Source organism: Daejeonella sp. AP26, from assembly GCF_056680515.1.
Window position 1 is genome coordinate 1,095,821 of sequence record NZ_CM155286.1, and the last position, 24,340, is coordinate 1,120,160.

21 protein-coding genes and 1 pseudogene are annotated in these 24,340 nt (G+C 43.5%); 16 read left to right on the forward strand and 6 right to left on the reverse strand.

Going from position 1 to position 24,340, the window contains the following annotated elements; translation table 11 throughout:
* Positions 1 to 3,189, forward strand: coding sequence for a SusC/RagA family TonB-linked outer membrane protein (locus AC1MCB_RS04785; protein ID WP_479967606.1), 3,189 nt, complete (start codon positions 1 to 3; stop codon positions 3,187 to 3,189).
* A 38-nt stretch (positions 3,190 to 3,227) separates the two neighbouring features.
* A complete protein-coding gene (locus AC1MCB_RS04790) occupies positions 3,228 to 4,583 on the forward strand; it encodes a RagB/SusD family nutrient uptake outer membrane protein (protein WP_479967607.1) in 1,356 nt (451 codons plus the stop codon).
* Between the two features lie 50 nt (positions 4,584 to 4,633).
* Here AC1MCB_RS04790 and AC1MCB_RS04795 read toward each other — a convergent pair whose 3' ends face one another.
* The 5 genes and pseudogenes from AC1MCB_RS04795 to AC1MCB_RS04815 all read right to left on the reverse strand — a co-directional run bounded on the left by AC1MCB_RS04795 (position 4,634) and on the right by AC1MCB_RS04815 (position 8,398).
* Positions 4,634 to 4,924 carry a hypothetical protein gene (locus AC1MCB_RS04795; protein ID WP_479967608.1) on the reverse strand — a complete coding sequence of 97 codons (291 nt, stop codon included), beginning with the start codon at positions 4,922 to 4,924 and terminating at the stop codon, positions 4,634 to 4,636.
* Between the two features lie 106 nt (positions 4,925 to 5,030).
* On the reverse strand, positions 5,031 to 5,534 hold the full coding sequence (locus tag AC1MCB_RS04800) for a MauE/DoxX family redox-associated membrane protein (protein ID WP_479967609.1): 504 nt from the start codon (positions 5,532 to 5,534) through the stop codon (positions 5,031 to 5,033).
* A 329-nt stretch (positions 5,535 to 5,863) separates the two neighbouring features.
* A complete protein-coding gene (locus AC1MCB_RS04805) occupies positions 5,864 to 6,463 on the reverse strand; it encodes a Crp/Fnr family transcriptional regulator (RefSeq protein WP_479967610.1) in 600 nt (199 codons plus the stop codon).
* Positions 6,464 to 6,472: 9 nt separating this feature from the next.
* Positions 6,473 to 7,123, reverse strand: coding sequence for a TetR/AcrR family transcriptional regulator (locus AC1MCB_RS04810; RefSeq protein WP_479967611.1), 651 nt, complete (start codon positions 7,121 to 7,123; stop codon positions 6,473 to 6,475).
* Between the two features lie 4 nt (positions 7,124 to 7,127).
* A pseudogene (locus AC1MCB_RS04815) lies at positions 7,128 to 8,398 on the reverse strand (aminotransferase class I/II-fold pyridoxal phosphate-dependent enzyme).
* Between the two features lie 365 nt (positions 8,399 to 8,763).
* Here AC1MCB_RS04815 and AC1MCB_RS04820 point away from each other — a divergent pair.
* From AC1MCB_RS04820 to AC1MCB_RS04830, 3 genes are all read left to right on the forward strand, one after another.
* A complete protein-coding gene (locus AC1MCB_RS04820) occupies positions 8,764 to 9,108 on the forward strand; it encodes a four-helix bundle copper-binding protein (protein WP_479967612.1) in 345 nt (114 codons plus the stop codon).
* A gap of 211 nt (positions 9,109 to 9,319) precedes the next feature.
* Complete coding sequence (locus AC1MCB_RS04825) at positions 9,320 to 10,012, forward strand: DUF305 domain-containing protein (protein ID WP_479967613.1); 693 nt, start codon at positions 9,320 to 9,322, stop codon at positions 10,010 to 10,012.
* Between the two features lie 20 nt (positions 10,013 to 10,032).
* Complete coding sequence (locus tag AC1MCB_RS04830) at positions 10,033 to 10,554, forward strand: hypothetical protein (RefSeq protein ID WP_479967614.1); 522 nt, start codon at positions 10,033 to 10,035, stop codon at positions 10,552 to 10,554.
* A gap of 55 nt (positions 10,555 to 10,609) precedes the next feature.
* On the opposite strand, the gene AC1MCB_RS04835 is transcribed toward AC1MCB_RS04830, so the two are convergent.
* Positions 10,610 to 11,224, reverse strand: a complete 615-nt coding sequence (locus AC1MCB_RS04835) for a DUF2911 domain-containing protein (RefSeq protein ID WP_479967615.1) — start codon at positions 11,222 to 11,224, stop codon at positions 10,610 to 10,612.
* A gap of 231 nt (positions 11,225 to 11,455) precedes the next feature.
* Between AC1MCB_RS04835 and AC1MCB_RS04840 the strand changes: the two genes are divergently transcribed.
* From AC1MCB_RS04840 to AC1MCB_RS04890, 11 genes are all read left to right on the forward strand, one after another.
* Complete coding sequence (locus AC1MCB_RS04840; protein WP_479967616.1) at positions 11,456 to 11,950, forward strand: hypothetical protein; 495 nt, start codon at positions 11,456 to 11,458, stop codon at positions 11,948 to 11,950.
* Between the two features lie 78 nt (positions 11,951 to 12,028).
* Positions 12,029 to 12,508, forward strand: coding sequence for a DUF3347 domain-containing protein (locus AC1MCB_RS04845; RefSeq protein WP_479967617.1), 480 nt, complete (start codon positions 12,029 to 12,031; stop codon positions 12,506 to 12,508).
* A 170-nt stretch (positions 12,509 to 12,678) separates the two neighbouring features.
* Positions 12,679 to 13,251, forward strand: coding sequence for a DUF3347 domain-containing protein (locus AC1MCB_RS04850; RefSeq protein WP_479967618.1), 573 nt, complete (start codon positions 12,679 to 12,681; stop codon positions 13,249 to 13,251).
* A gap of 5 nt (positions 13,252 to 13,256) precedes the next feature.
* Positions 13,257 to 13,724 (forward strand): heme-binding domain-containing protein, encoded by a 468-nt coding sequence (locus tag AC1MCB_RS04855; protein WP_479967619.1) that lies wholly within the window; start codon positions 13,257 to 13,259, stop codon positions 13,722 to 13,724.
* Position 13,725: 1 nt separating this feature from the next.
* Positions 13,726 to 16,617: a multicopper oxidase domain-containing protein gene (locus AC1MCB_RS04860; protein WP_479967620.1), complete on the forward strand. Its 2,892-nt coding sequence runs from the start codon at positions 13,726 to 13,728 to the stop codon at positions 16,615 to 16,617.
* 632 nt (positions 16,618 to 17,249) lie between these two features.
* A complete protein-coding gene (locus tag AC1MCB_RS04865) occupies positions 17,250 to 17,633 on the forward strand; it encodes an HYC_CC_PP family protein (RefSeq protein ID WP_479967621.1) in 384 nt (127 codons plus the stop codon).
* 113 nt (positions 17,634 to 17,746) lie between these two features.
* Positions 17,747 to 18,145, forward strand: coding sequence for a hypothetical protein (locus AC1MCB_RS04870; RefSeq protein WP_479967622.1), 399 nt, complete (start codon positions 17,747 to 17,749; stop codon positions 18,143 to 18,145).
* A 349-nt stretch (positions 18,146 to 18,494) separates the two neighbouring features.
* A complete protein-coding gene (locus AC1MCB_RS04875; protein ID WP_479967623.1) occupies positions 18,495 to 19,775 on the forward strand; it encodes an efflux RND transporter permease subunit in 1,281 nt (426 codons plus the stop codon).
* A gap of 1 nt (position 19,776) precedes the next feature.
* Complete coding sequence (locus AC1MCB_RS04880; protein WP_479967624.1) at positions 19,777 to 21,723, forward strand: efflux RND transporter permease subunit; 1,947 nt, start codon at positions 19,777 to 19,779, stop codon at positions 21,721 to 21,723.
* Between the two features lie 16 nt (positions 21,724 to 21,739).
* Positions 21,740 to 22,996, forward strand: a complete 1,257-nt coding sequence (locus AC1MCB_RS04885) for a TolC family protein (protein ID WP_479967625.1) — start codon at positions 21,740 to 21,742, stop codon at positions 22,994 to 22,996.
* Between the two features lie 3 nt (positions 22,997 to 22,999).
* A complete protein-coding gene (locus AC1MCB_RS04890) occupies positions 23,000 to 24,337 on the forward strand; it encodes a hypothetical protein (RefSeq protein ID WP_479967626.1) in 1,338 nt (445 codons plus the stop codon).
* Positions 24,338 to 24,340: the final 3 nt, after the last annotated feature.

A 24,340-nucleotide genomic window follows, 5' to 3' on the forward strand; every position in this document is an offset into this window, starting at 1 on the left:
ATGAAAGCATTTATAGTACTAATCCTATGCAGTTTCCTTGCCCTGCCGTCCATCGGACAGCAACTGCTGCACGGCAAAATCCGGACGGAAACCGGACTTCCGCTGGCGGGAGCATCCGTCCGCCTGAAGAACAGTCTATCATCTGCCGTTTCTGGTCAGGGCGGAAGCTTCACCATTAACGTCGCTTCGCAGACGGATACCCTGCTGGTGTCCTATGTTGGCTATCAACCCATCGAGCAGGCAATCAGCATGCCTCTGGCATCGCCCCTGGTCATTACGTTAAAGGCACTGGTTAATGAGCTGGAAGCGGTAACCATCAGCACCGGTTATTACCAGGTGCCTGCTGAGCGGGTGACCGGATCATTTACACAGATAGACCAGGAAACTTTTAACCGCAGTAACTCATCAGATGTGCTCAGCCGGTTAAAAGGAAATGCCAGCAGTATTCTATTCGACGAACGGCACGAAGGCAAGCCTGTCATAAGCGTGAGGGGCCTGAGTACAATTTATGCAGCCACGGAGCCCTTGATCGTTCTAAATAATTTTCCATACGAAGGCGACATCAATAACATCAACCCTAATGATGTAGAAAGTGTTACTATCCTGAAAGATGCCGCCGCCGCTTCCATTTGGGGGGTACGGGCAGCCAATGGGGTGATCGTGATCACCACAAAAAAAGGAAAGGCTGGCAAGGCACCCGAACTGAGTTTCAACTCAACACTTACCCTGGGTAATAAACCGGATGTTTATTATAATCCGGGATTGTCATCAACCGACTTTATCGGTGTGGAAGAATATCTGTTTAACCAGGGTTTTTATGAAGGGATGGAGGCCGATCCGGCGCATCCCGCATTGTCGCCTGCTGTTGAACTGTTCATCGCACGGCGTGACGGCGTTTTGTCTGCTGCAGAAGCGGGCGCCCGTCTGCAGACGCTCAGCCAGCAGAATGTCCGTGATGATTTCAATAAGTACGTGTACCAGAACAGCATCAACCAGCAGTATGCCTTAAACCTGACGGGCGGTACTGATTTTAGCAGCTATTACCTGTCGGCAGGTTATGACCGCGGTTCAAATGCTACAGCAGCCATTAATGATCGATTTACGTTAAGAGCCGACCAGGTATTTTCTATCGGCAAAAAGCTAAAACTCAAACCATCAGTCGCTTATAGCAGCACCTCCATGGCCAGCGGCAGGGAAGGCATTTATAGCGTTAAGCCCGGCATCAGCATGACCCTTTTCCCTTATGCCCGTCTGGCCGATGAAAACGGAGATCCCTTGCCAGTACTAAAAGATTACCGGCAGGGCTATGTGCAGGGCATGGAAGCCCTTGGATTGCTGAACTGGGAATACATTCCGCTGGAAGACTACAAGTTGCAGACTACACAGGAGAAACAGAACGATCTGATGCTGAATATGGGGTTTGAATACCAAGCCTCAAAAAACTTAAAAGCGAAGCTGCAATACCAGTATGAAAACAGTAACAGTGGTGCCCGCCAGTTTGCGGGGGAAGACAGCTACTATGCCCGGGATATGATCAACCGCTTTACGCAGGACGACGGATCAGGCTCTTTGACTTTTTCGGTACCCCGTGGAGGTATACTCGATCTGAGCTCAGGCGGTATGTCCGCTCAAACGGGCCGGGGGCAGCTGGAGTATTCCAATAGCTGGGGTAAACACAGCCTGGATGCTTTGTCTGGTGCGGAGATCCGGGAGATTAAAAACATCGGAGACATATACCGGACCTACGGCTATATAGATGATGGGCTGATCAGTGCACCTGTGAATTTGTTCGAATATTATCCAATGTACCATAATGCGGGGGACTACCAGCCGGTTCCGCAGAACAACTACTTTACAGATCGAACGAACCGCTATACCGCCTTCTTCATTAATGCCGCCTACTCCTTTGATAAACGGTATATCCTGTCTGCGAGCGCACGTAAGGATGCCTCCAATTTATTCGGTGTCCGGAGCAACCAGAAAGGCGTACCCTTATGGTCGGCCGGTTTGGCCTGGAACATCCATCAGGAAAAATTTTTTAGCGCCGACTGGCTCAACCTGTTGAAACTGCGGCTTACCTACGGTTATAATGGAAACCTTGACCCGAGCCTGGCAGCTGTGGCCACGATTTACCAGACTAATGGCAATATGAATAACCGGCCTTATGCATTGATCCGGTCGTATCCTAATCCCGATTTGAGTTGGGAAAAAGTAGGCGTATTCAATGCGGGGCTCGATTTTGAACTGAAAAGTCAGGTCATCACTGGCAGTTTGGAATACTATGTCAAACGCAGCAGGAATCTGATCGGTGATCAACCCGTTGATCCTACGGTAGGCCGAATGTCAGGAACGATTCGCCGGAATGTGGCCGATATGCTTACGCAAGGTATCGATCTTCAGCTTAATTCCAAAAATTTGGATCGTGACTTTAAGTGGAATACATCGTTGCTCTTCAGTTATAACATCAACAAACTAACCGCTTATCACATGGCCAGTTCTCGTACCGCCAGCACGTACACCCACGGCGGGTATGGGATAGTGCCGGTAGTGGGTAAACCTGTATATAGCATTTATAGCTTTAAGTGGGGTGGACTTGACCCGGCAACGGGCGACCCGCGGGGAATACTCAACGGACAGCCAAGCTCCGATTATACTGCTTTAGGCTCCGAAACTACTTTGGATGATCTGCAGTATCACGGCTCTGCATTGCCTCCGGTATTTGGTGGCTTATCTAATACCTTTTCATACGCTGGCTTTTCTTTATACGCCAACCTGAGCTTCCGCCTTGGCTATTTCTTTAAAAGGCAGTCTATTGACTACGACCGTTTGTTCACTAAATGGAAAGGGCATCATGACTTCGCCAACCGCTGGCAGAAGCCTGGCGATGAGCTCATGACCAATGTACCGTCAATGGTTTATCCTGCCGATTACGCAAGGGCGGAATTCTACGACGCCTCGTCAGTCCTTATTGAAAAAGGAGATCATGTTCGGCTGCAGGATCTAAACCTTTCTTACACGCTGCAGGGCACAAATTTGAAAGCGCCGTTGAAGGGAATGCAGCTTTACGCCAATGCCCGTAACCTCGGGTTTGTCTGGAGGGCAACCAAATCAGGTGTGGATCCTGACTACCATTCTGAATTCCTGCCTCCTTCATACAGTCTCTCGTTCGGCCTGAGAACCAGCTTTTAAATCTAAATACTATGTGCTAACTACTAAATACTAATCAAATGAAATTCTACAAATACATCACTCTCCTTTTGCTGGCATGCACCAGCCTGTCATGCGAAAAGTTTCTGGAAATCAAACCGGACAAGGAACTGGCGGTGCCTTCTGACAAGCTTTCGAACCTTAAGCTGCTGCTGGATAACACTAATATCATGAACCGGCAATATCCAAAAATGGGTGAGGCAGCATCAGATAATGTCTATATCCACGATTCGGTATGGCAGGCCATTTACCAGGTTTTAGCCACCTCCTGTAATTCGTATCTCTGGAAAAGGGATGTCTTTAACGATAGTGAGCGGAACGATTGGTCTGCATCTTATGCCGTGGTTTTCAATGCAAATCTGGCTTTTGAAGGAACAGACGTCATAAAAAAGGATGAGTCAAACCAAACAGAATGGAACCAGGTACGCGGATCAGCCTTGTTTTTCAGGGCATATGCATTTTATGCTTTGCTGCAGGAATTCGCGAAGCCCTATCTGCCAGCTTCGGCCAAGCAGGATCCAGGAATTGTTCTAAAGCTAAATACAGATATCAACGAAAAATCAACACGTGCCTCCGTTGAGCAATCTTATCAACAGGTAATTGCTGACCTGGAACAAGCAGTTGCTTTGCTTCCTGTTAAAACCACCTTTAAGACGGAACCTACCCTTACTGCTGCTTATGCTATGCTCGCCCGTACTTATTTAACCATGAGGGAATATAACAAGGCGCTTGAATATGCGCAAAAGTCAATGCAGTTATATCCAGCCCTGATTGATTATAAGATGGTTAATCCGGCCGCAGCCTATCCAATGCGGCGGGATAACGAGGAGGTGATTTTCCATGCTACAATAATGCTCGACCGCGCACTAGCCTATCCTTACGGACGCATCGATGAAAAACTATACCATGAATACGCCGACAATGATCTGCGAAAAAAGCTGTTCTTCAAAAACCATGGTCCGGATGAGATTGCTTTTAGAGGAAGCTATGACGGATCGCACACTCCATTTGGAGGGATTGCCAATGATGAGGTTTACCTGATAGCTGCCGAATGTTTGGCCAGGACAGGTAATAAAGATCAGGCAATGAAAGTACTAAACCAGCTTATGGTCACGAGATGGGATGGAACTTTTACACCATTGATTGCCGATACAAATGAAGAAGCATTAAAGATCATACTGGATGAGCGCAGAAAGGAACTTTTGTTAAGAAACCTGCGCTGGAGCGATTTGAACCGCCTGAATGCTGAGCCAGCATTTAAGAAAACAATTGAAAAAGTATCAATGGGCAAAAAGTATTTGCTCACTCCGGAAAGCAGATATGTTTTCCCGATTCCACAGGTGGTTATTGATGCCAGTGGGATGGCTCAGAATTAATTCAAGAAAAAGGTCCCGTACGTTGTGCACGGGACCTTTTCTGTTAGCTCCTAGAAATGCAGCTTAACATCATCCGGGTTGGTGGCGCCGGCAACAGTGGGTTTACCGGTGCTTCCATTTTCTGGTGCCTGAATAGCACATCTGTCACCAGAACCGTCACAGCTTGGCATTGAGGGCAACTTGCTGTAACTATTGGGGCTGGTTATATTGCCTCCATTATACTGAAACCATTCCAGTGCGAGGCTATTTGCTGGTTTCGCTGCAGGTGCATTGAATGCAAATGCTGTTGATGCACCTATTACAAGGGCGATCAGTCCGGTATTGATTTTATTTGTAAACATGACTTTTAAATTTAATTGAATGCCTACTCTCAAGGTTTTCGGCTTCTCCTTAATGGATTTATATCATTCGTTGATGATCGGATTATCTACAATACAACCATCGCAACTAAACCGCCTTCCCCATAGTCCTCCCGTCTTCTGATGTTTGTATCAATGCAATAAGTGTTAACACGAGGAAAAATAGATTAAAGAGGAGATGTTCCGTCCAGCTCATGTTCTCCAGTATCCCGCCGCATGAGCAGGGTATACGGTCAAAGAGATTAAGCGAAACTGCGATGATGTAAATGTTAAAATTAAGTAGCAGGAGCAGAGACAAGTAGAGCCCTATGGTTCTGGTCTGTGAAACTATCAATAAACCGGCAGCACAAAATTCAGTCAGCGGCACAGCCATGGCGAGGAATTCTGATAATGCGGCGGGGAATACCTGTTCCAGCATCTGGGTGCGACTTTGGTCGAAAGCAATCAGCTTACTTGTAGCTGCATAAACCCAGAGGATGATGAGAAGAGCGGAAACGATTTCAATGATCCTGTTTGTTTTCATAAATGCAGATCCATTTTTATAATAGATTCCTTTACCTAAAGCTCCGTTTAACTTCGGGTCATCGAACATCGTTTAAGCAATTAATCAAATGCGTTATGGCAAGTAGTGAATGCTATTTTGCCAATCAAGTAATTGAAGTAGTTGTGGGCGAGTTGGTACCGGAAACACGGCTGGCCTTTAAACTCTATTCTTAGGGGAGTTAGATTGCTATAAGAGAACCTTCAACGGCCCGAAAGATGCTATTGAAAAAGATTTTGGGCAGTGCTGGGCAGGTTTATTGGTTGGCATTTGCCAATTGGCCGCGATACCCAATTTGTGGTGTTTTTTGTTGCTCGTGCTTTATAAGCCATTGGGCCACTTTACAGACCGCAATCGGGTAGAGAGAAGTAATATTCAAATCATTTTTCCGAGCGGAGATGGCTTAATGTAGCAGGATGAATATTTAAGAAGCATGCAATATCTTTAAGATAAGCCAGGTTAAAAATCTCTTTATGTGCTTTCATTAGTTTGCTGAACTTGTATTTACTATCCTTCCTTACCATATCATGATGGTGATCGGAAATCCGGCTCAGGTACTCTTCGATCATTGCTCGTTCAAAGAACCGGTATTCCGTAAATTGGTTAATCATGATCTCAATATCAGCTGCGGAGATGAGAAGCAGTGTACTTTCCTCTAAAAGTTCAATGCATTCACCGGATTCTTTCTGCCGGAAAAAGCTCCTGAGTGATAACATCAATTCTCCTTCATACCAGAACCAGCTGGTTATTTCACGACTAGATCGCTGATCATAGAAATATACCCTCGCTGAACCTTTTACTATATACCATGCATATAAGGGTACATCGTGTTCATTTAAAAGCAGATGATTTTTTCTGTATAATCTTTCTTTTACCACCCGAGCAAGGAAGTCCTTCAGCTTTAGGGAAAGGTTTTCCTTTACTGGCTGATGTTTTTCAAAGAGAAGGAAAAGCAAATCTATATGTGCTGGGTTGTCCATATTATATGGTTAGGTTTTTTTTGCATGCTCAAAAGCAATTTGGATAACGAACTTCAATGTTTTCAGTATTTCTTCGCGGTCTTCCGTGTTTCGTATATCTAATCCGCAGAAGGTGCTTACTTTGCCATGCAGAACTATATAATAGATTCCAGCGGTCAGCAGTGCGCTTAAGGCCCTGAAATTTAGCTTAGAGTCTTTGAAATGTTCATCTGTTAGTTTTAAAATTTTTTCGCCCAGGTCTTCTCTCGCGTTTGAAATGCTGTTCATAAGAGGGCTTTTGCCGGTAAGCTCCCATAGAATGAGTTCCTGAATTTCTTCTTCCTTGAAAAAAAAATGAAACTGCTCCTCCAGGATATTTGAAATGAGATCTTTAAGGTCCATTTTAGATTCGGCCGCAGCGTTTACTCGTAGTTCTTCAGAGGTTATCATCCAAAAGTCTTTCTCAACGACATATTGTTCGATGAGTTGATCTACCGTCCCAAAATAACGGTAGATCAACTTTTTATTCAACCCTGCTTGCTTGGCTATTTTATTGACACCCAATCCGGTGTACCCTTTAGTACGGATAATTTCGCCGACTGCAAATATGAGTTCAAGCTTAGCAAGTTCTTTGTCTTTCGACCTTCTTGGTTTGCGGGCTGGTCTAACTTGGTTTTCCATACTATTATAGATTAGATCCGGTGTTTTTAGAGATATGAAGTTTCTGATCAGCATATTCAAATGCGTTCAATGCCTTGTCCAGCTGTTCCCTGGTATGTGTTGCCATAACACTCATTCTTATTCTCGCATTCTTTTTAGAAACTGCCGGATAAATAATCGGATTGGTGTAAATACCAGCCTTCATAAGCAGCTTGCCTGCTTCGCCGGTAGTGGCTGCATCGCCAATTTTGACGGGGATAATGGCGGATTCAGTGGTGCCTATATCCATACCTAGATTAATTAAGCCGGATTTAAAGTAGCTTATATTATCCCAGAGTCTATTTTTCCATTGCGGTTCTTCATCCAAAAGGTCGATGGCCCGAAGAATTCCGGCAGCGGCAGGAGTTGAAGTTGCCGAAAATAAATGCTGTCGGCTTTGATACTTCAAGAAATTAATCAGGTTAGGATCAGCAATCACATACCCGCCAACATTGGCAAACGTCTTACTGAAGGTACCTGTAATTAGGTCGACCTCTTGCATAATTCCATATTTCTCCATCGCGCCCCGGCCGGTTTGTCCGATCACACCTACGCCATGTGCATCGTCAACACACATGTATGCACCGTAATGGCGGCATAATTCAAGTATCTTGTCGAGGGGGGCCATGTCGCCATCCTGAGAATAACACCATCGACAATTACCATCTTAGTGCGGTATTTATACTTTGCTTCTTTAAGAAATCTTTCTAAAATATCCATTCGATTATGCAGGAAGACTTTCTGATTGGTTAACAGACAGCCTTCATATACACTGGCATGCACGGCCATATCCACTATAGCCAAATCTTCTTTTTGCAGCAGGCTCATTAAAGTGGCACTGTTGGCTGTGTAGCCGGTGGTGTAAATGATAGCACTATCTCTGTTGAAAAAGGCAGCAATCTTCTTTTCAAGTTCTTCGTGGTAACTGAACTGTCCTCCAATAGCAGGCGAGGCCCCGGCCCCGGAACCGTATTGTTGGATACCCTCAATTACCGCCTCTTTGATTTTCGGATGCTGAGTAAAACCCAGGTAATCATTAGAGACGAAACTGACATAGGATTTTGGATTTTGATTCTTATCAAAAATAATCTCCATTTCAGGGCCACAACCGGTAGTGGATACCAGTCGGTAGTTTAAATGACCTTTATGAGCCAGGTACTTAAGATAATCATTAAATAGATCCGCTCTGACCCATGCGTCCGCACCGGGTACATTTTCAAAGTCTTTGAAGCTTGCTTTTGTGAAGTCGATTGCCATATTCTATTGGTTTATGATAAAACTTCCAATAAAATTAACTTCCTTTTAAATACGAGGTGGTGACATGGACGAATTTATTTTAAGAGAGAGTTACTTTTTTATAAAAAGGTAGGATTACGCCGACTGAACCGTTTTTGATTTTCGTCCATTAGGGGATGATTTCGAAAAATCAGAACCAAAGCGTTTATAGATTGTCCTTTAGCCATATGTTCATTTACAATTCGGCCGATAGTGAATAGGAAGATATAGTCTTGATCACCGGCTGAACCATAATCACTGCATAAATACTTTATGCACAATAGCAACGATAATGATTACTGACGAAGCAACAAACAATTATAATTGATTCATTTAACACGATTATTATGTCACATGAAAAATTCCAAAACTGCATCGATGCCTGTGTGGCCTGTGCAGTAGAATGTAGCCACTGTGCTACCGAATGTTTGAAAGAAGAAGATGTAAAAATGATGGCCAGGTGTATTCAACTGGACCTGGAATGTGCGGCCATCTGCAGGTCAGCAGCCGAACTGATGAGCTTGGGGAGTGAATACAGCGCCCACTTATGCCGTATTTGCGCCGATGTTTGCAACGCTTGTGCGGAAGAATGTGAAAAGCATGCGGAGATGGGCATGGATCATTGCAGAGAATGCGGCCAGGCTTGCCGTGAGTGTGCTGCCGCTTGCGAAGAAATGGCAACTGCCGTTTAACCTTTTGAACCTGGCGTTCAGGGTAGGTCATTATGCGAACAACTTGATGCTAAAGATATCTGTGCCCTGTTATTCTCGAACGAAGAGAAGTCCTGTTGCAATGTTGCAATGTTAAAATCAGGATAATCTGTCTGGCGTTAGATGTACTAACGCATGAATCAAGTTATTAGAAATTTCAGTTAAAGATTTAAGCACCTTTAAAATTAAATACATGAAAAATTTCAAATTTTTAATTTCTGCTCTTGCACTGGTTATGCTAATCGGAGCCTGTCAAAATCGGTCTTCGGAAACGGCGGGTAATGATTCAACCATGCAAGACGATGAATCTTCAATGTCAATGGACGGAATGGATTCAATGAAGAGTAATGAAATGATGTCCGCAATGTCCGGGATGATGGATGCTATGAAGCAAATGACCATGACGGGCAACGCGGATGTAGATTTTGCTATGATGATGCAAAGGCATCACCAGGGAGCGGTTGATATGGCCGCTATTGAATTGCAATCCGGTGAAGATACAACGCTTAAACAAATGGCTCAAAAAATTATCGAGAATCAAAAGACGGAGATTAAAGAATTGCAAGCCTTTGTTGATGCTCATAAAAACCCTGCAAAGAATTATGATCCAACTAAAAAAAATGAAGGTTTTGCGAAATCAATGGAAGAAAGCATGATGGAGATGATGAATATGCCTAAAATGGATGACGATAGTGCTTCTTCAACTGATCATCAATTTGTAATTATGATGATACCGCATCATCAAAGTGCTGTTGATATGGCAAAGGGCTTTCTTCAATATGGCAAGGATGATAATCTAAAATCAATGGCTACAAAGATAGTTGAAGATCAAAATATGGAAATTGCTGAGTTTAAAAAATGGAAAAGTCAGGTTAAATTGAGATAAATTCTTAAACTATCGTGTTGATGGACAATTTACCACCTGCAATTTTCCTGATACCGGTTATTGCCCTGATAGTATCAGTTTCTGTTTACTTCGTTTTAAAAAAGGCAGCACCAAACAAAACAACCTTTACTCGTTATGTTCTTATTGTGCTGGTTTTGGCATTTCTCCTCAATTTTGCCTGGGAGGTCTTGCAAATGCCTTTATACAAAATGGATACTTATAACTTGAAGAGTATTGCATTTTGTGCATCAGCCGCGGTGGCAGATGCTATAATGGTTCTCTTGCTTTTTATGTGTTGTGCTCTGTTTTACAGGAAGCCGCTTCTGGTCCGGCTAACATCATCCACAATTTTGTTGATGGTGTTAGCCGGGGCTATAGGTTCCATTGTGGTTGAGAAATTCTATGTGTCATCAGGCACCTGGACTTATACTGATTCTATGCCCATCATCCCCCTTATTAATGTTGGTCTTTCACCCATTTTACAGTTTATGATTCTACCTGTTTTGATTTATTACCTAAGTTTTCAGCTTCTCAAAAGGTAAAGCCAGTAAGAACCTAATTTAGTGCTTTACATAAAAGCAAGTATCATTATTAGTATTATTGGTTTACTGGTAAGGATAGCCGAGCTTTTTCCCAGCTGAAAACTATGTGACCATCATTTGCGGATTCAGGAAGAATTTGATATCGCAAACGTTCCTGGTTTTCTTGCTGCATTTCGGGCTGTAATCTAACCCGTACCAGGTCCTCTTTATCCGAATAGTTATCCGCCAAATGCTGCTGCCAGTTTTTGTTAATAATCACTATCCATTCTTCTTTACCAGGGATTGTAAACACTGCATATTTACCTGCCGGTAATTTCGTTCCTCCGATTGTTAATTCCTTATCGGTTTCCAGACTGGTGGCACTGTGTGCTCCGGTTACCCAAACCTGGTCAAAAGGTACCAAACCTCCCCAAACCACTCTGCCCCGGACAGCAGGCGAGTGATACTTGATTTTGATGTTTGCAGTTCCAATATTGCCTTGTGCCTCCGCTTTTAAACTACCTTTAAGTGTGTCTGATTCCGGTTGTTCCAGGATTACCAGGGCAGCCTTTTCCTGCTTTACCGTGATCGGAGGATTTACCTTTTTTTGAGATGAGGAACCCGACGTGCAGCTTGAAAGCATCAGGTAGAAAATGGCAGATAAAAAGTATGGGTTATTTCTTAGGGTCATTATTCAGCAAGTTTGAGTTCACAGCAAATAAATGAATTTATTTCCTGCTACAAACTTACATCGGTCAATTTAGTTCACTTCTTGAACATGCTTACTCTGTATATGACCAAGAAATACAAATAATTATATAAGTATTTCCTGTAATTATATAAAACGATATAGAGCAGGTAAGCTAAATTTGCCTTAATGATATGATTTTTTTCGGTAATAGTTTTACTTTAGTATTCAGCAATGAAAAGAAGTTCATCCATACAGCTCAAAGCCGCTTTTCTATTAATTGTGTTTTCTTTGAACACGATTGTAGGCTTTGCTTGCACTGTTGAATTTGATATGAAGCTTAATGAGTCCCATCATGGTGATGAAAATGCTTCCTTAAGCCGTAAATCTAGTGAGCCGCATGTTCATGAACAAAAAGCTGCTGCCACTCACAAACACGATAGTTCTCATTCGCATGATGATACGATAAAGGATCATGAGCATGCTGAGAACGCTATAGATGACTGTTGCACGGATGAAGTTATTGATTTTGAGCAAATCGATAAGCGTGCTCCGCAATCTTTTGACTTCAACCTTCAACCCGTATTTTTCGCCCTTTTTCTTTCCGGCTCGTATCATTTTGATGCCTATGGGTCGGATAAACTTATATCAGGACGTAAATATTTTGCACGAAGTTATCATCCCCCTATACCCGAAATACGTATAGCCATCCAGAGTTTTCAAATTTGATTTAATGTTTTTGCCCTGATTGCATGGCGGGTTACCTTCATGCCGATAATTATTGGATAAACATTAAAATCAATTCAAATGAAAACGATATTTTTTATGGTTGCCCTGATAGCAACTACATTTGTGCAAAACAGCTTTGCACAAAATAATGCCAATAAAACTCAACCTGATCAATTACTCTCCTTATACTATGACGTTAAGGATGCCTTAGTAGGCGGCAAAGCTGATGAAGCGGCCGCAAAGGCCGCGGAGTTTCTAAAAGCCGCCGATGCGTTAGATGCCAAAACACTTTCGGAAGAAAACCGCAGCGCGTTATTAAAAAGTGCCGCCAATATTTCGAAAACCAAAGACATCAGGAAACAACGCGAATACTTCGCTGGTTTCTCCGACCAGATGTTTGCCCTGGCTAAAACTACCGAGCTCAGTACAGAACCTATTTACAAGACTTACTGCCCGATGAAAAAGGCAGGATGGCTCAGCAAGGAAGCCGCAATCAAAAACCCCTATTACGGAAGCGCCATGCTTAACTGCGGGAAAGTTGTTGAAACTATAAAATAATCTGCTACAGGTTAATAACCCCTATTTGCTTGCAAATACGGGTTTGCCAGTTTCCGCCAATAATGCAACGCACGTCAACGATCCTAAAAAGATATTCCGGTTCCTTTTTATAAAAAAGTGCTGCCGGTAATTCAAAAGAAATCGCCATTCACCATTTAAATTTTAATATTATGAAAACCTTAATTTTTAGCATTGCCCTGTTAACCTTGTTTTTCGCTGCCTGCAATAACGGCACGCCAAAAAATCAAACGGAAGAAAATCCTGCTTCTACTGCAACCGTGGAACCGGATACAAAGCAAGGTACAGCCACAGCTTACATAGAACCGCTGTTAAACGGTTACCTGCAAATCAAAAATGCCTTAACAAAAGATGATGATGGAGGTGCCGCTGCTGCCGCTAATGAAATGGTGAAAGCATTCGGCAGTTTTGATAAAGCTACGCTAACCACCGAACAAGCCCAGGTATATAATGATATAGAAGAGGATGCCAGGGAACACACAGAACATATCGGCGCGAATGCGGGTAATATCGGACATCAACGTGAGCATTTTGACATATTGAGTAAGGATCTTTATGATCTGGTTAAAGAATTTGGAGCCGGGCAAAAACTGTATTACACGAACTGCCCGATGTATAATAATAACAAGGGTGCTAATTGGCTTAGCGAAACTAAAGAGATTCAAAATCCTTACTTAGGGCAATCGATGCCTACCTGCGGTTCGGTTAAGGAAGAATTAAATTAACGAGCATGAGCCGGTTAAAAGCAGGATTATTGGTTTTGCTAGTTCTAATGGTAGCCATTCAATTGATACAACCTACCCCTAACGTTGATAAAAGGGAGGTTGTACCGGTTCATTTTACCAACATGTATAATGTGCCTAATCATGTGCAGGCTATTTTGGAAACTTCCTGTTATGATTGCCACAGTAATAATACCCGGTATCCGTGGTATGCCAAAATCCAGCCAGTTAGCTGGTGGATGGCCTCTCACATAAAAAAGGGGAAGGAGGAGTTAAACTTCAGCGATTTTGAAAATTATTCAAAACGCAGGCAGCTTAGCAAGTTAAAAGCAATAGCCGGCAGCGTAAAAGACGAAACCATGCCTTTACCATCGTATACCTGGATGCATGGTAAAGCGAAACTTTCCAGGGAGGACAAAGATCTCCTGGTCAACTGGGCGATAAAAACAAGAGACAGTCTTTCACTAAACAATTGAAATGATGAAAAAGATATTAATACTTATACTAGTGGTTTTTGCGGGCCATATATCATTTGCCCAACATGAAGGACATAGCCCCACTGGAATAAAGAAACAGGAAGTTTATACCTGCCCGATGCACCCTGAAGTGCAGACGAACAAGCCCGGGAACTGTCCCAAATGCGGGATGAAACTAATTGTTCAGAAGCCTAAGGCTGCTAAACCAAAAATACCTGCCCCGGCTAAAAAAAGCTTGCCCCAAAAAACTGGCAATAAGCCTGAAATGAAACCATCGCCGAAGCAAAGTACCGCTAAACCTTTGGGGCAAGTAACGTACACCTGTCCCATGCACCCGGAGATCCATTCGGGCAAGCCAGGAAACTGCCCCAAATGCGGAATGACTTTAGTAAAAGAAAAGCCTCGGGCAACTGCTCCGAAAAAGTCCGCAGAAACGCATGTGCCCATGAAAGACACCACTAAAAAGCCTGAAAATAAGGATAGGCATGTAATGCCTGCCCATGCGGAAGGCGGGCACGAAATGGAGATGGACGATGATAATGCAACCCTTGCCAATATAAAAATGGCAAAGGCAAATTTAGGCCCCATAATAACTATTGCCAGCACCCGGCCGCCCCGTACCGTCCGTTACGATCTGTACATTGCCGATACCACGGTGACTTATGGTAAAAAATCAAAACGGGCCATTGCGGTTAACGGGCAAATACCTATGCCTACATTGACTTTTACTCAAGGTGACACCGCAGAAATATATGTGCACAATAATTTAGATGAAGAAACGTCCCTCCACTGGCATGGTTTATTTTTACCAAACAGAATGGACGGCGTGCCCTTTCTTACACAGATGCCTATAAAGCCAGGCGCAACTTATTTATATAAATTCCCTATTATACAGCATGGCACGCATTGGTACCATAGCCATAGTAAATTGCAGGAGCAAATTGGTATGTACGGTGCATTCATCATGAACAAGAGGGCAGAGTGGAGCATTCCGACCATTCCTGTAGTGTTAAGTGAATGGACAGATATGAACCCGGAAGAAGTGCATCGAAGCCTGAAGAATGCCAACGATTGGTTTGCGATACAAAAAGGCGCTACACAAAGTTATTCAGAGGCTATCAAAGCCGGGCATTTTAAAACTAAAATAAACAATGAATGGAAACGCATGACTGCCATGGACGTGAGCGACGTTTATTATGATGCTTTTCTGATAAACGGCAAAAACCAGAATGAACAGCCTAAGTTCAAAGCAGGCGATAAGGTAAGACTGCGAATAGCTAACGCAGGTGCATCTGATTACTTCTGGCTGAAGTATGCGGGCGGTAAAATAACGGTTGTGGCTACCGATGGAAATGATGTGGAACCGGTGGAAGTGGACCGGCTGATAATTGCCGTGTCCGAAACCTACGATGTAGTGGTGACTATTCCTGAAAATAAGAGTTATGAATTTTTGGTAACTCCCGAAGATCGGACAAAATCAGCCTCTTTATGGCTGGGAAGAGGAGAGAAAGTGCCGGCCGGGAAGATGCCCAAGCTGAAATATTTTGCCGGGATGAAAATGATGAACGACATGATGGATATGCAGGGCAACCTGATCGAAATGGAGGGCATGAAGATGCAGAACCAGGCCATGGATATGAACACCGTAATGTACCCGGAAATTACCGGCGAAGATAATGGCAGGGGAATGCCGATTGATGAAAGAACGATGGACATGAAGAGAGATTCCACGCAAAAGCCGGATATGAAGGAGCACAACATGCAGGACATGGACAAGACGAAGGAAGACAGCATGAAGAAAAAGGCGGCGAAGGAGGGGCACGACATGCAAAACATGAACAACCAGAACAAGGAGTTTATGAATGCTGAGTCTTCGGATATTGTCACGCTCAATTACAACATGCTACGAGATCCCAAAAAAACCACATTAACTGAGGGGCCCTGGAGAGAATTGAAATTCGAGCTGACCGGTAACATGAACCGCTATGTGTGGAGCCTGGATAATAAAGTGGTTTCCGAAAGTGATAAAATAATGATCAAAAAGGGCGAAAACCTACGAATTATTATGTTCAACAACAGCATGATGCGCCATCCAATGCACCTGCACGGACATGATTTCAGAGTTCTGAACGAACAGGGTGAGAACGCCCCGATGAAAAACGTCATTGACATCATGCCGATGGAGAGGGACACTATCGAATTTGCTGCTACAGAAGCAGGAGGCGATTGGTTTTTCCATTGCCACATCTTGTACCACATGATGAGCGGTATGGGCAGGGTGTTCAGCTACGACAATCCTCTGATTGCCAAAACCGATATTACCGACACGAAAGGAGCTAGGCGGGGCTTAAATTCCGACGACCGGCAATTCCACCCAATGGCAACTGTCGGTCTGGAAAGCAACGGCAGCGACGGGGAATTGATGCTTGGCAGTACCCGCTATCGTTTTTCTACAGAATGGCGGCTGGGCTTAAAGGCCATGCATGGTACCGAGAGCGAAACGTATTTTGGAAGGTATATAGGTAAAATGCAATGGTTATTTCCCTTCATCGGATTCGACTATCATTATAACAGTGTGAGGAACGAAAGTGAAAAAAACTTTTTTGGGCAACTGAGCAATCAAACAAACAGGCAGGCTTTTGTCGCGGGTGTTCAATACACCCTGCCCATGCTGGTGTTAGCGGAAGCCAGAGTTGATAGCAAGGGAAAGTTTCGGTTTCAATTGACACGGGAGGATATACCTGTTACGCCAAGGTTGAGGCTGAATTTGACAGGCAATACCGATAAGGAGTATATGGCCGGATTGCGTTATGTCGTAACCAAATATTTTGGGTTCTCTACCCACTATGACAGCGATATGGGTTATGGGGGAGGAATTACAATAACTTATTAACTGAGTCTAGTCTTATTAAAAAAACCTTATAATCATTTAAAGCACATGAAGACAATTATGTCGTTTCTATTTATCCTGTTTCTAGCTCCTACCGCATTTGCGCAGAAACAAAGATGTTCCATCATCTTGCTCCTGAATTAAATAAGTTCAAGGCGTTTACTTTTAGTGATTACAAAGCATAAGTGCGGGTTCGGCAATTATGCTTTTGCTACTGAGAGATATATTTATGCATTAAGCATTGGCGAAAAATAACATAATATAGCTACTTAAACACTATATGCCGGGCACCCCAACTGCAGAACGGCAGCGGGAAACCAGGTGTCATTTCCACCCCTGGTAGTAGTTCTATATTTTTGCCTTCGATTCTGGATGAGTTACTTCGTTGCTGACGTCCCTGATTTTGTTTTAGAAGGCTGATTCCGTGCCGAACTCTGGCTGGTCATAAAGTCCACTGCTTTTCAATTACGAACTTCTGGAAACCTGGATAAAACCGTTGAAATCCGCCATTTTACTATAAAATTGCTTCAAAGTTTGTACGGGCTGAAAACTTGATAAATGTCACATTTTTGTACACCCAACGTCATAGCACCTTATAAATAGCATTAATACCTTTAACTCAGATTAATACTGCAGTGAAGAGAATTACAGTTTTCATACTAGCCCTTTTATATATCACTACCTCTTCCGGTGTAATGGTAAGCATGCATTGGTGTATGGGGGAAGTCGTTGACTGGGGCTTCTCACAAAGTAATGATGGAAACTGCCCGAATTGCGGCATGAAAGAGATTGAGAGCAAGGGCTGCTGCAAGAACGAGCAAAAGCTTATTAAATCTGACCATGGGCAAAAGGTTTCTGATGCTTCTTATCGTCTGCAGTCTACCTCAATTGGCGTAAATCATTCTGTTTTTGAATGCACTGCTGGTAATGTTGCTTCATTAACGGATGCACATCTCCTCAGAAATGGACCACGGCAAGACATATCTTTGTTTATCCATAACTGCGTTTTTAGGATATAATACGTTCTTTTTGAGTAGTACCCAGCAATCTAAAGTTCGATCGTTTCGTCTATCTAATTTTCTTTCCCTAGCCTTTTGCACAAGACTTTCCATGTATATTAAAAATTAAAACAATGAAAAAGTTAATCCTACTGGCATTAATCGCTATTGCCCCCTTTACTGTTTCACAAGTAATGGCCCAAAAGAAAGCGATCACATCTCAAACTGCGACAGTATCCAAAGGATACACCGTAGTTAATCCCGGGGAACCGTTAATTATTTACAAGTATGTGCATCGGGCACACTCGGCTAAGGAAGGGGAAAAATACCGCCCTAAATATTTTTTTACAACAAAATCATCCGATGTTCTGATGGCGTTAACCAAAACAAATTTGAAAAAAGCATTTCCGGCCAATCATGCTTTCCATGACGCGATAGATGCAAATTTTGAAAGCGAGGCTGATCTTATTAAGTATGATAATTTTCATAAAATGTATAAGCTTAACTGGCTATTACAGAATAAAACCCAGTAACTTAATAGATGGTAGTAATCGATCCAAAAGAAGGGAGCGGTTACTACCTTACGGGTTATTTATAAATGCTCAGGTTAGATTCTAAAGATTCATCCAAGGCTATACAATACGAAGACATTGATATCATCAAAGCGTCACGGGAAAAACTTCTTTTTACCGGAAAAAGCTTCATGGGTCTCTTCATAGTGTAGGAGTGAGTAAAGAAGCTGATTGAAGGCGGCATTTATTAGGAAGAGATTTTGTTCATAAGGGAAATTCAAATGAACAAATAGACCATTCGGGTTTACCTTTTACCTGTCTTACCAAAATAATATGCTTCATACACCTGCAACAATTTAATCAGGGCATCATGATTGAAAAAATTATCTCCTGGTCTATAAATAACCGTTTTTTTGTTTGGTTAGGTATCGCTTTCATCGTTATAGGCGGCATCTACTCCATCATGGAAATGCCCGTGGATGCCATACCTGATCTTTCTGAGAACCAGGTGATCATTTACACGGAATACATGGGCCGGAACCCCACCATCATGGAAGACCAGATTACCTATCCCCTGGTTTCCAACCTGCAGGGCATTCCAAAGATAAAGTCTATCCGGGCGGCTTCCATGTTTGGGATGAGCTTCATTTTCGTGGTCTTTGATGACGGTGTAGATGAATACTGGGCACGTACCAGGGTGTTAGAACGACTGAATTATGCCCAGCGTTTTTTGCCACAAGGGGTTACCCCCACATTGGGCCCTGACGGCACAGGTCTCGGACATGTTTACTGGTATACCCTTGATGGTGATGGTTATAACCTTGGGGAACTCCGGGCATTACAGGATTGGTATGTGAAATTTGCTTTACAGAATGTAGAAGGAGTAAGCGAGGTAGCTTCCTTTGGTGGCTTCCAGAAGCTTTATCAGGTAACGATTGATCCTCACAAGCTAATTTATTATGGAATTCCCCTAATGGATATAACCAAGGCTGTTGCGGCAAATAACCGCGACGTGGGGGGAAGCCTTTATGAAATGAATTCCACGGGGTATCTTATCAGAGGGCAAGGCTATATCACCGGGCTGGAAGATATAAAGGATATTTCCATAGGTAACTACAAATCAATTCCCGTTTTTCTAAGTGATGTAGCTGATGTCCAGATGTCGCCAGATCTGCGGCTAGGTATTGTGGAAGAGAATGGTGAAGGGGAGGTCGTGGGTGGCATTGTTGTGATGCGCTTTGGAGAAAATGCCAAAGATGTAATTGAACGGACAAAGATCAAAATGAAGGAGGTGGAAAAAGGACTGCCTGCCGGTGTAAAATTTAAAACGGCTTACGACCGGAGTAGCCTGATACTTTCCGCTATCGATACATTGACGGCATCGCTTTGGCAAATGATATTGATCGTTTCTATTGTGGTCATTATTTTCTTGTTCAGCATCCGTAGCGGCCTCATTGCCATTGCTTGCATCCTGCTATCCGTTCTTATTGGTTTTATTCTGATGCAATTATTCGGCGTAACCTCCAACATCATGTCCCTTGGAGGAATTGCCTTGGCCATTGGTGATGTAGTAGACCCGGCAATTGTTATGGCCGAAAATGCTTACAGATCTTTAACAAACCGTGTTTTAAACGACCAGGGAACAAACTAATATGTCCACAGAAAAACTAAATAAAGACAAAGAACGGATCGGCAATACAAACGAAATTACCGATGACGAGCGCGTGGCGATTATACAGGAATCATCCCGCACCGTGGGACGGGCTGTTTTTTTCTCTGTCCTGATCATGATCATTTCTTTTGCGCCCATTTTATTCTTAACCGGGCAGGAAAAAAAATTGTTCTCACCTTTGGTGTTAACTAAAACCTTCTCACTAATAGGTGCAGCCATTCTTGCTATTACTGTAGCCCCGATGCTCATCCGTACTTTCATGAAGGGCAATCTTATACCCGAAAGTCGAAATCCGGTATCTAACTTCTTTGTTACCCTCTATAAACCTGTCGCCCGGTTTTGTCTTACCTGGCGTAAAACGGTTCTGGCTGTCTGCCTGGCATTACTGATCGGCAGCATTCCATTAGTTACCAATTTGGGAACAGAGTTTATGCCGCCCCTTGATGAAGGCTCCTTATTGCTCATGCCGGTTACCTTGCCGGATGTCTCTAATTCGGAAGCGAAAAGAATTATGCAATTGCAGGATAAGATCATCAAAGGTTTCCCTGAAGTGGAGAATGTATTGGGTAAAGCAGGGCGTGCCTACACCGCGACCGATAATTCGCCTATCAGTATGATCGAGACGATCATCATTTTAAAGCCTAAAAAGTTATGGCGCGAGGGTCTAAGCAAAGAAAAACTCATTGCGGAGATGAATGAGAAGATTCGCATACCGGGGGTGGTGGTAGGATGGACACAGCCTATTATAAACCGTGTAAATATGCTCTCTACAGGTATTCGGACGGACGTAGGAGTTAAAATTTATGGAAAGAACCTGGACAGTATATATAATATTGGCCGACAAGTAGAAAAGACCGTACAAGGAATCGAAGGCTTGCAGGATTTATATGTGGAGCAGCTTACGGGCGGTAAATACCTCGATATCAAAATAAGGCGACGCGATATTGCCCGTTATGGGTTGAATGTGGATGATGTGAATATGGTAATTGAGAGTGCATTAGGCGGGATGATGCTGACCACCACGGTGGAAGGCAGGGAACGTTTTAATGTAAACTTGCGCCTGGCACAGGATTACAGGAATGATATCGATGAGATCGCAAGAATTCCAGTACAAAGCATGAATTACGGGGTGGTCCCGCTTTCGGCGGTTGCTGATATAAACATCAGTGAAGGGCCGCCTATGATCAATTCTGAAAATGCCATGTTAAGGGGCACGGTGCTGTTTGATGTTCGCGGGCGAGATATGGGCAGTGTTGTAAACGAGGCCAAGCAACGGGTTGATGAAGCTTTTAAAAGGCTGCCGCAGGGATACTATGTCGAATGGAGCGGCCAGTATGAGAACCAGGTGCGTGCGAACAAACGCCTCACCATCATTATACCTATCGTATTGCTGATTATCGCCTTTATCCTTTTCGTCACTTTTCACTCGTACAAGGCAGTTCTGATGGTCTTTATCAGCGTTCCGGTAGCGCTTATCGGCGGGGTATATTCCTTGTATTTTTACGATGTAAACTTCTCAGTAGCTGTTGCTGTGGGATTTATCGCCCTTTTTGGAGTGGCGGTAAGCACGGGCGTTCTGATGATTTCCTATATGAACGACACGGTGAAGAAACTCGTACAGGAAAAAGGGAACAGTTCGCAATCGATTAGCCCTCTCATGCTAAAAGAAGCTATTCTTTTTGGGGCCACGCAAAGGGTGCGGCCGCTGCTCATGACCGTGCTGGCCAACATACTGGGTTTGATCCCGGTGCTGGCTTCCACGGGCACAGGAAGTGACGTCATGAAGCCCATCACGATCCCTTTTGTATTCGGGTTGATAACTGCGACCCTTTTTGTGCTGATTGTACTGCCGGTTATTTATAATCTGGTCAGGGAATGGGAGTTGAAAAAGCATGGGAAAATGGAAGTGCTGGACATTGGGGAATAATAAAGAGGATACGATCATGAGAAAAATTATTTTATTAGTGCTCTTGCTAATTGTAATAACCGGCTCCTCAAGAGCTCAGGTTACTGACCGTCTTTCACTTGGAGATGTTTTCACTGAAATTGATCAATCATATCCTCTATTGCGCCTTTATCAAAGCCGGATCAATAGCATTAAAGCTCTTGCAGAGGGTGCTAAAAGCTGGATGCCGCCAACTGTTTCGGTGGCAATGGACAAGTTTCCCTACCAACTAGGGATGATCAAAGAAAACTCTCCCATGAACCAGGCAGGGATCATGTTTTCGGTCGAGCAAATGATACCAAATCCTTCGAAGCTTAATGCTAAGCGTGATTATATCCTCTCACAGCAGAAAATTTCTGTTAATGAGGCAGAATGGGAAAAGAATGTGCTGCATTATACCGCACGACTTTACTACTACCGGCGATATACGGCAGAAAAGAAAATGAAACTGATAAGTGAATACGGTAATCTCTTACAAATGCTTATCAAGACAGCAAAGGATAAATACGTTTACAACCAGGCCGATTTACCTGCCATTTTTAAAGCCGAGGCGTCATATAGTGAATTGAAAAATATGGAAACCATGCTGCTTTCGCAGATTGCCGAAAGTAGTATAGGGCTAAACACATTAATGAGCAGAAATGTGGATGCACCTTTTTCAATTGATTCAGTTCTTGTGCCAAACGACTATCAATCGGATTTCCTGAACACTTCCGATACATCCTTGCTGAACCGTAGCGACCTTCTTGCGGTTGAAAGTCGGATAAACTCCATGCGAAGCAACCGGCGGCTAGCGGCAACGGGCTCTAAGCCAGATTTTGGCATTCAGGTTAGCCATGCGCAAATGTTTGGCATGGCCAACCAGTTTAGTATTATGGGAATGATTACCGTACCCATAGTTCCCTGGTCATCCCGTATGTATAAGTCGGAGGTGCTTTCAATGAATTTTGAAATTGAAGCTATGGAAAATGAACGGGCTACCATGCGACTGATGGCTGCCCAGATGATCCGTGAACGGATTACGATGTTAAACTACGAAAACCTGCAGCTGCAAAATTTAGATACCAGTATTATTCCGGCCTACCAGAAAAACCTCGAAAGTAACCTGATTGCCTATCGCCAAAATACAGGGAGGTTTTTTACACTGCTGGATGCCTGGAACATGCTGCTGATGAAAAAAATAGAGCGCACTGATAAATTAGGGCAGGTATTTTCCCTTCAGGCAGAATATGAGTACCAGCGGCAAATAAAGTAAGCCATGAAAAATCAACAACAACATATCTGCAATCAACTCAGCGCATTTTGCCTGGTCTTTTTTCTATTGCTGTTGATAGCATCCTGCAATTCAAAATCAGATGATCCGGAACAGAACGGAAAACATCCGGCTGGAAAAGATAGCATAAAGGGTATAAATAAAAGCCCGGCGATGGCAGATCATGAGCAAATGGAAGCTTCGGAAAATATAACCAAACGGGAGGTGATGATAAACCCGAAGGGGGGAAAAGTGCCGACCGATGAAACCCAATGGAACAGGTTGCCTGCCAATCAAACTGTGATTTCAAAACAAACGGCAATTCTGGTGGGAGACAGCAGGGGACAATTTACCATCAACGGCAATGGGTACGTTACGGTTGACCTTCGCAGAAACCGTAAAATCCCCATGCGAATCGGTGGGCGCATTGAGCGGCTTTATGTAAAGTACAATTATCAGTATGTACGAAAAGGGGAGAAGATCATGGAGCTATACAGTCCGGAATTGAACACCTACGTTTCTGAATACCTTTATATACAGCGCAAAAGCATGGATACGGTTTTGATGGCCAAAGCAAGACAAAAGTTGTTACTGCTCGGGTTGAAAAAGGATCAAATATTGAAAATTGATCAAAGTGGTGCTGCACCTGCTACCATAACCGTTTATAGTCCTTTTGAAGGGTATGTGCTATTTAACCCATCAGCTTCCGGGGGTGTCATGGCTGCCCAAAACACACCGGGTGGCATGGGCAGTGGAATGAATAATCAGGCAGGTTCTTCCACAGACATTCCTGGCACAACGCTATCCGATAATTCCATACGGGAAGGCATGTATGTTAGTAAAGACCAGACCATATTCTGGATTAACGATTTCCGGGAAGTATGGGGTATCGTGTCTTTTTCACATGAGAACGAGAAGATATTAAAACCGGGCGTAAATGTAGTGGTGAAAAGTGAATTGTTCCCGGAACAAACCTTTCAATCCGTTATCCCCATGGTTGAACAGGTATATATGGGCGGTCAAAAGTTTACGCAAGTGCGGTTATATCTGTCTAACAGCCGCAAAAGGCTGAAACAAAATTCGCTTATCACGGCAACTGTTTCCGTTAGTTCTAAATCCATGATGGTACCGGCCAGCAGTGTCTATTACTTGGGCGATAATGCCATTGTTTGGGTTCGAAAAGCAGTTTCAGAGCAGGGAAGCAATATTTTTCAGGCCAGGGCCGTAAAAACCGGCAATCGTAATAACCAAAATATTGAAGTATTAAAAGGTTTGAATCCGGGAGAATACATTGCGAAAGACGCAGGTTATCTGGCGGATAGTGAAACCGTCATACAATATTAAGCC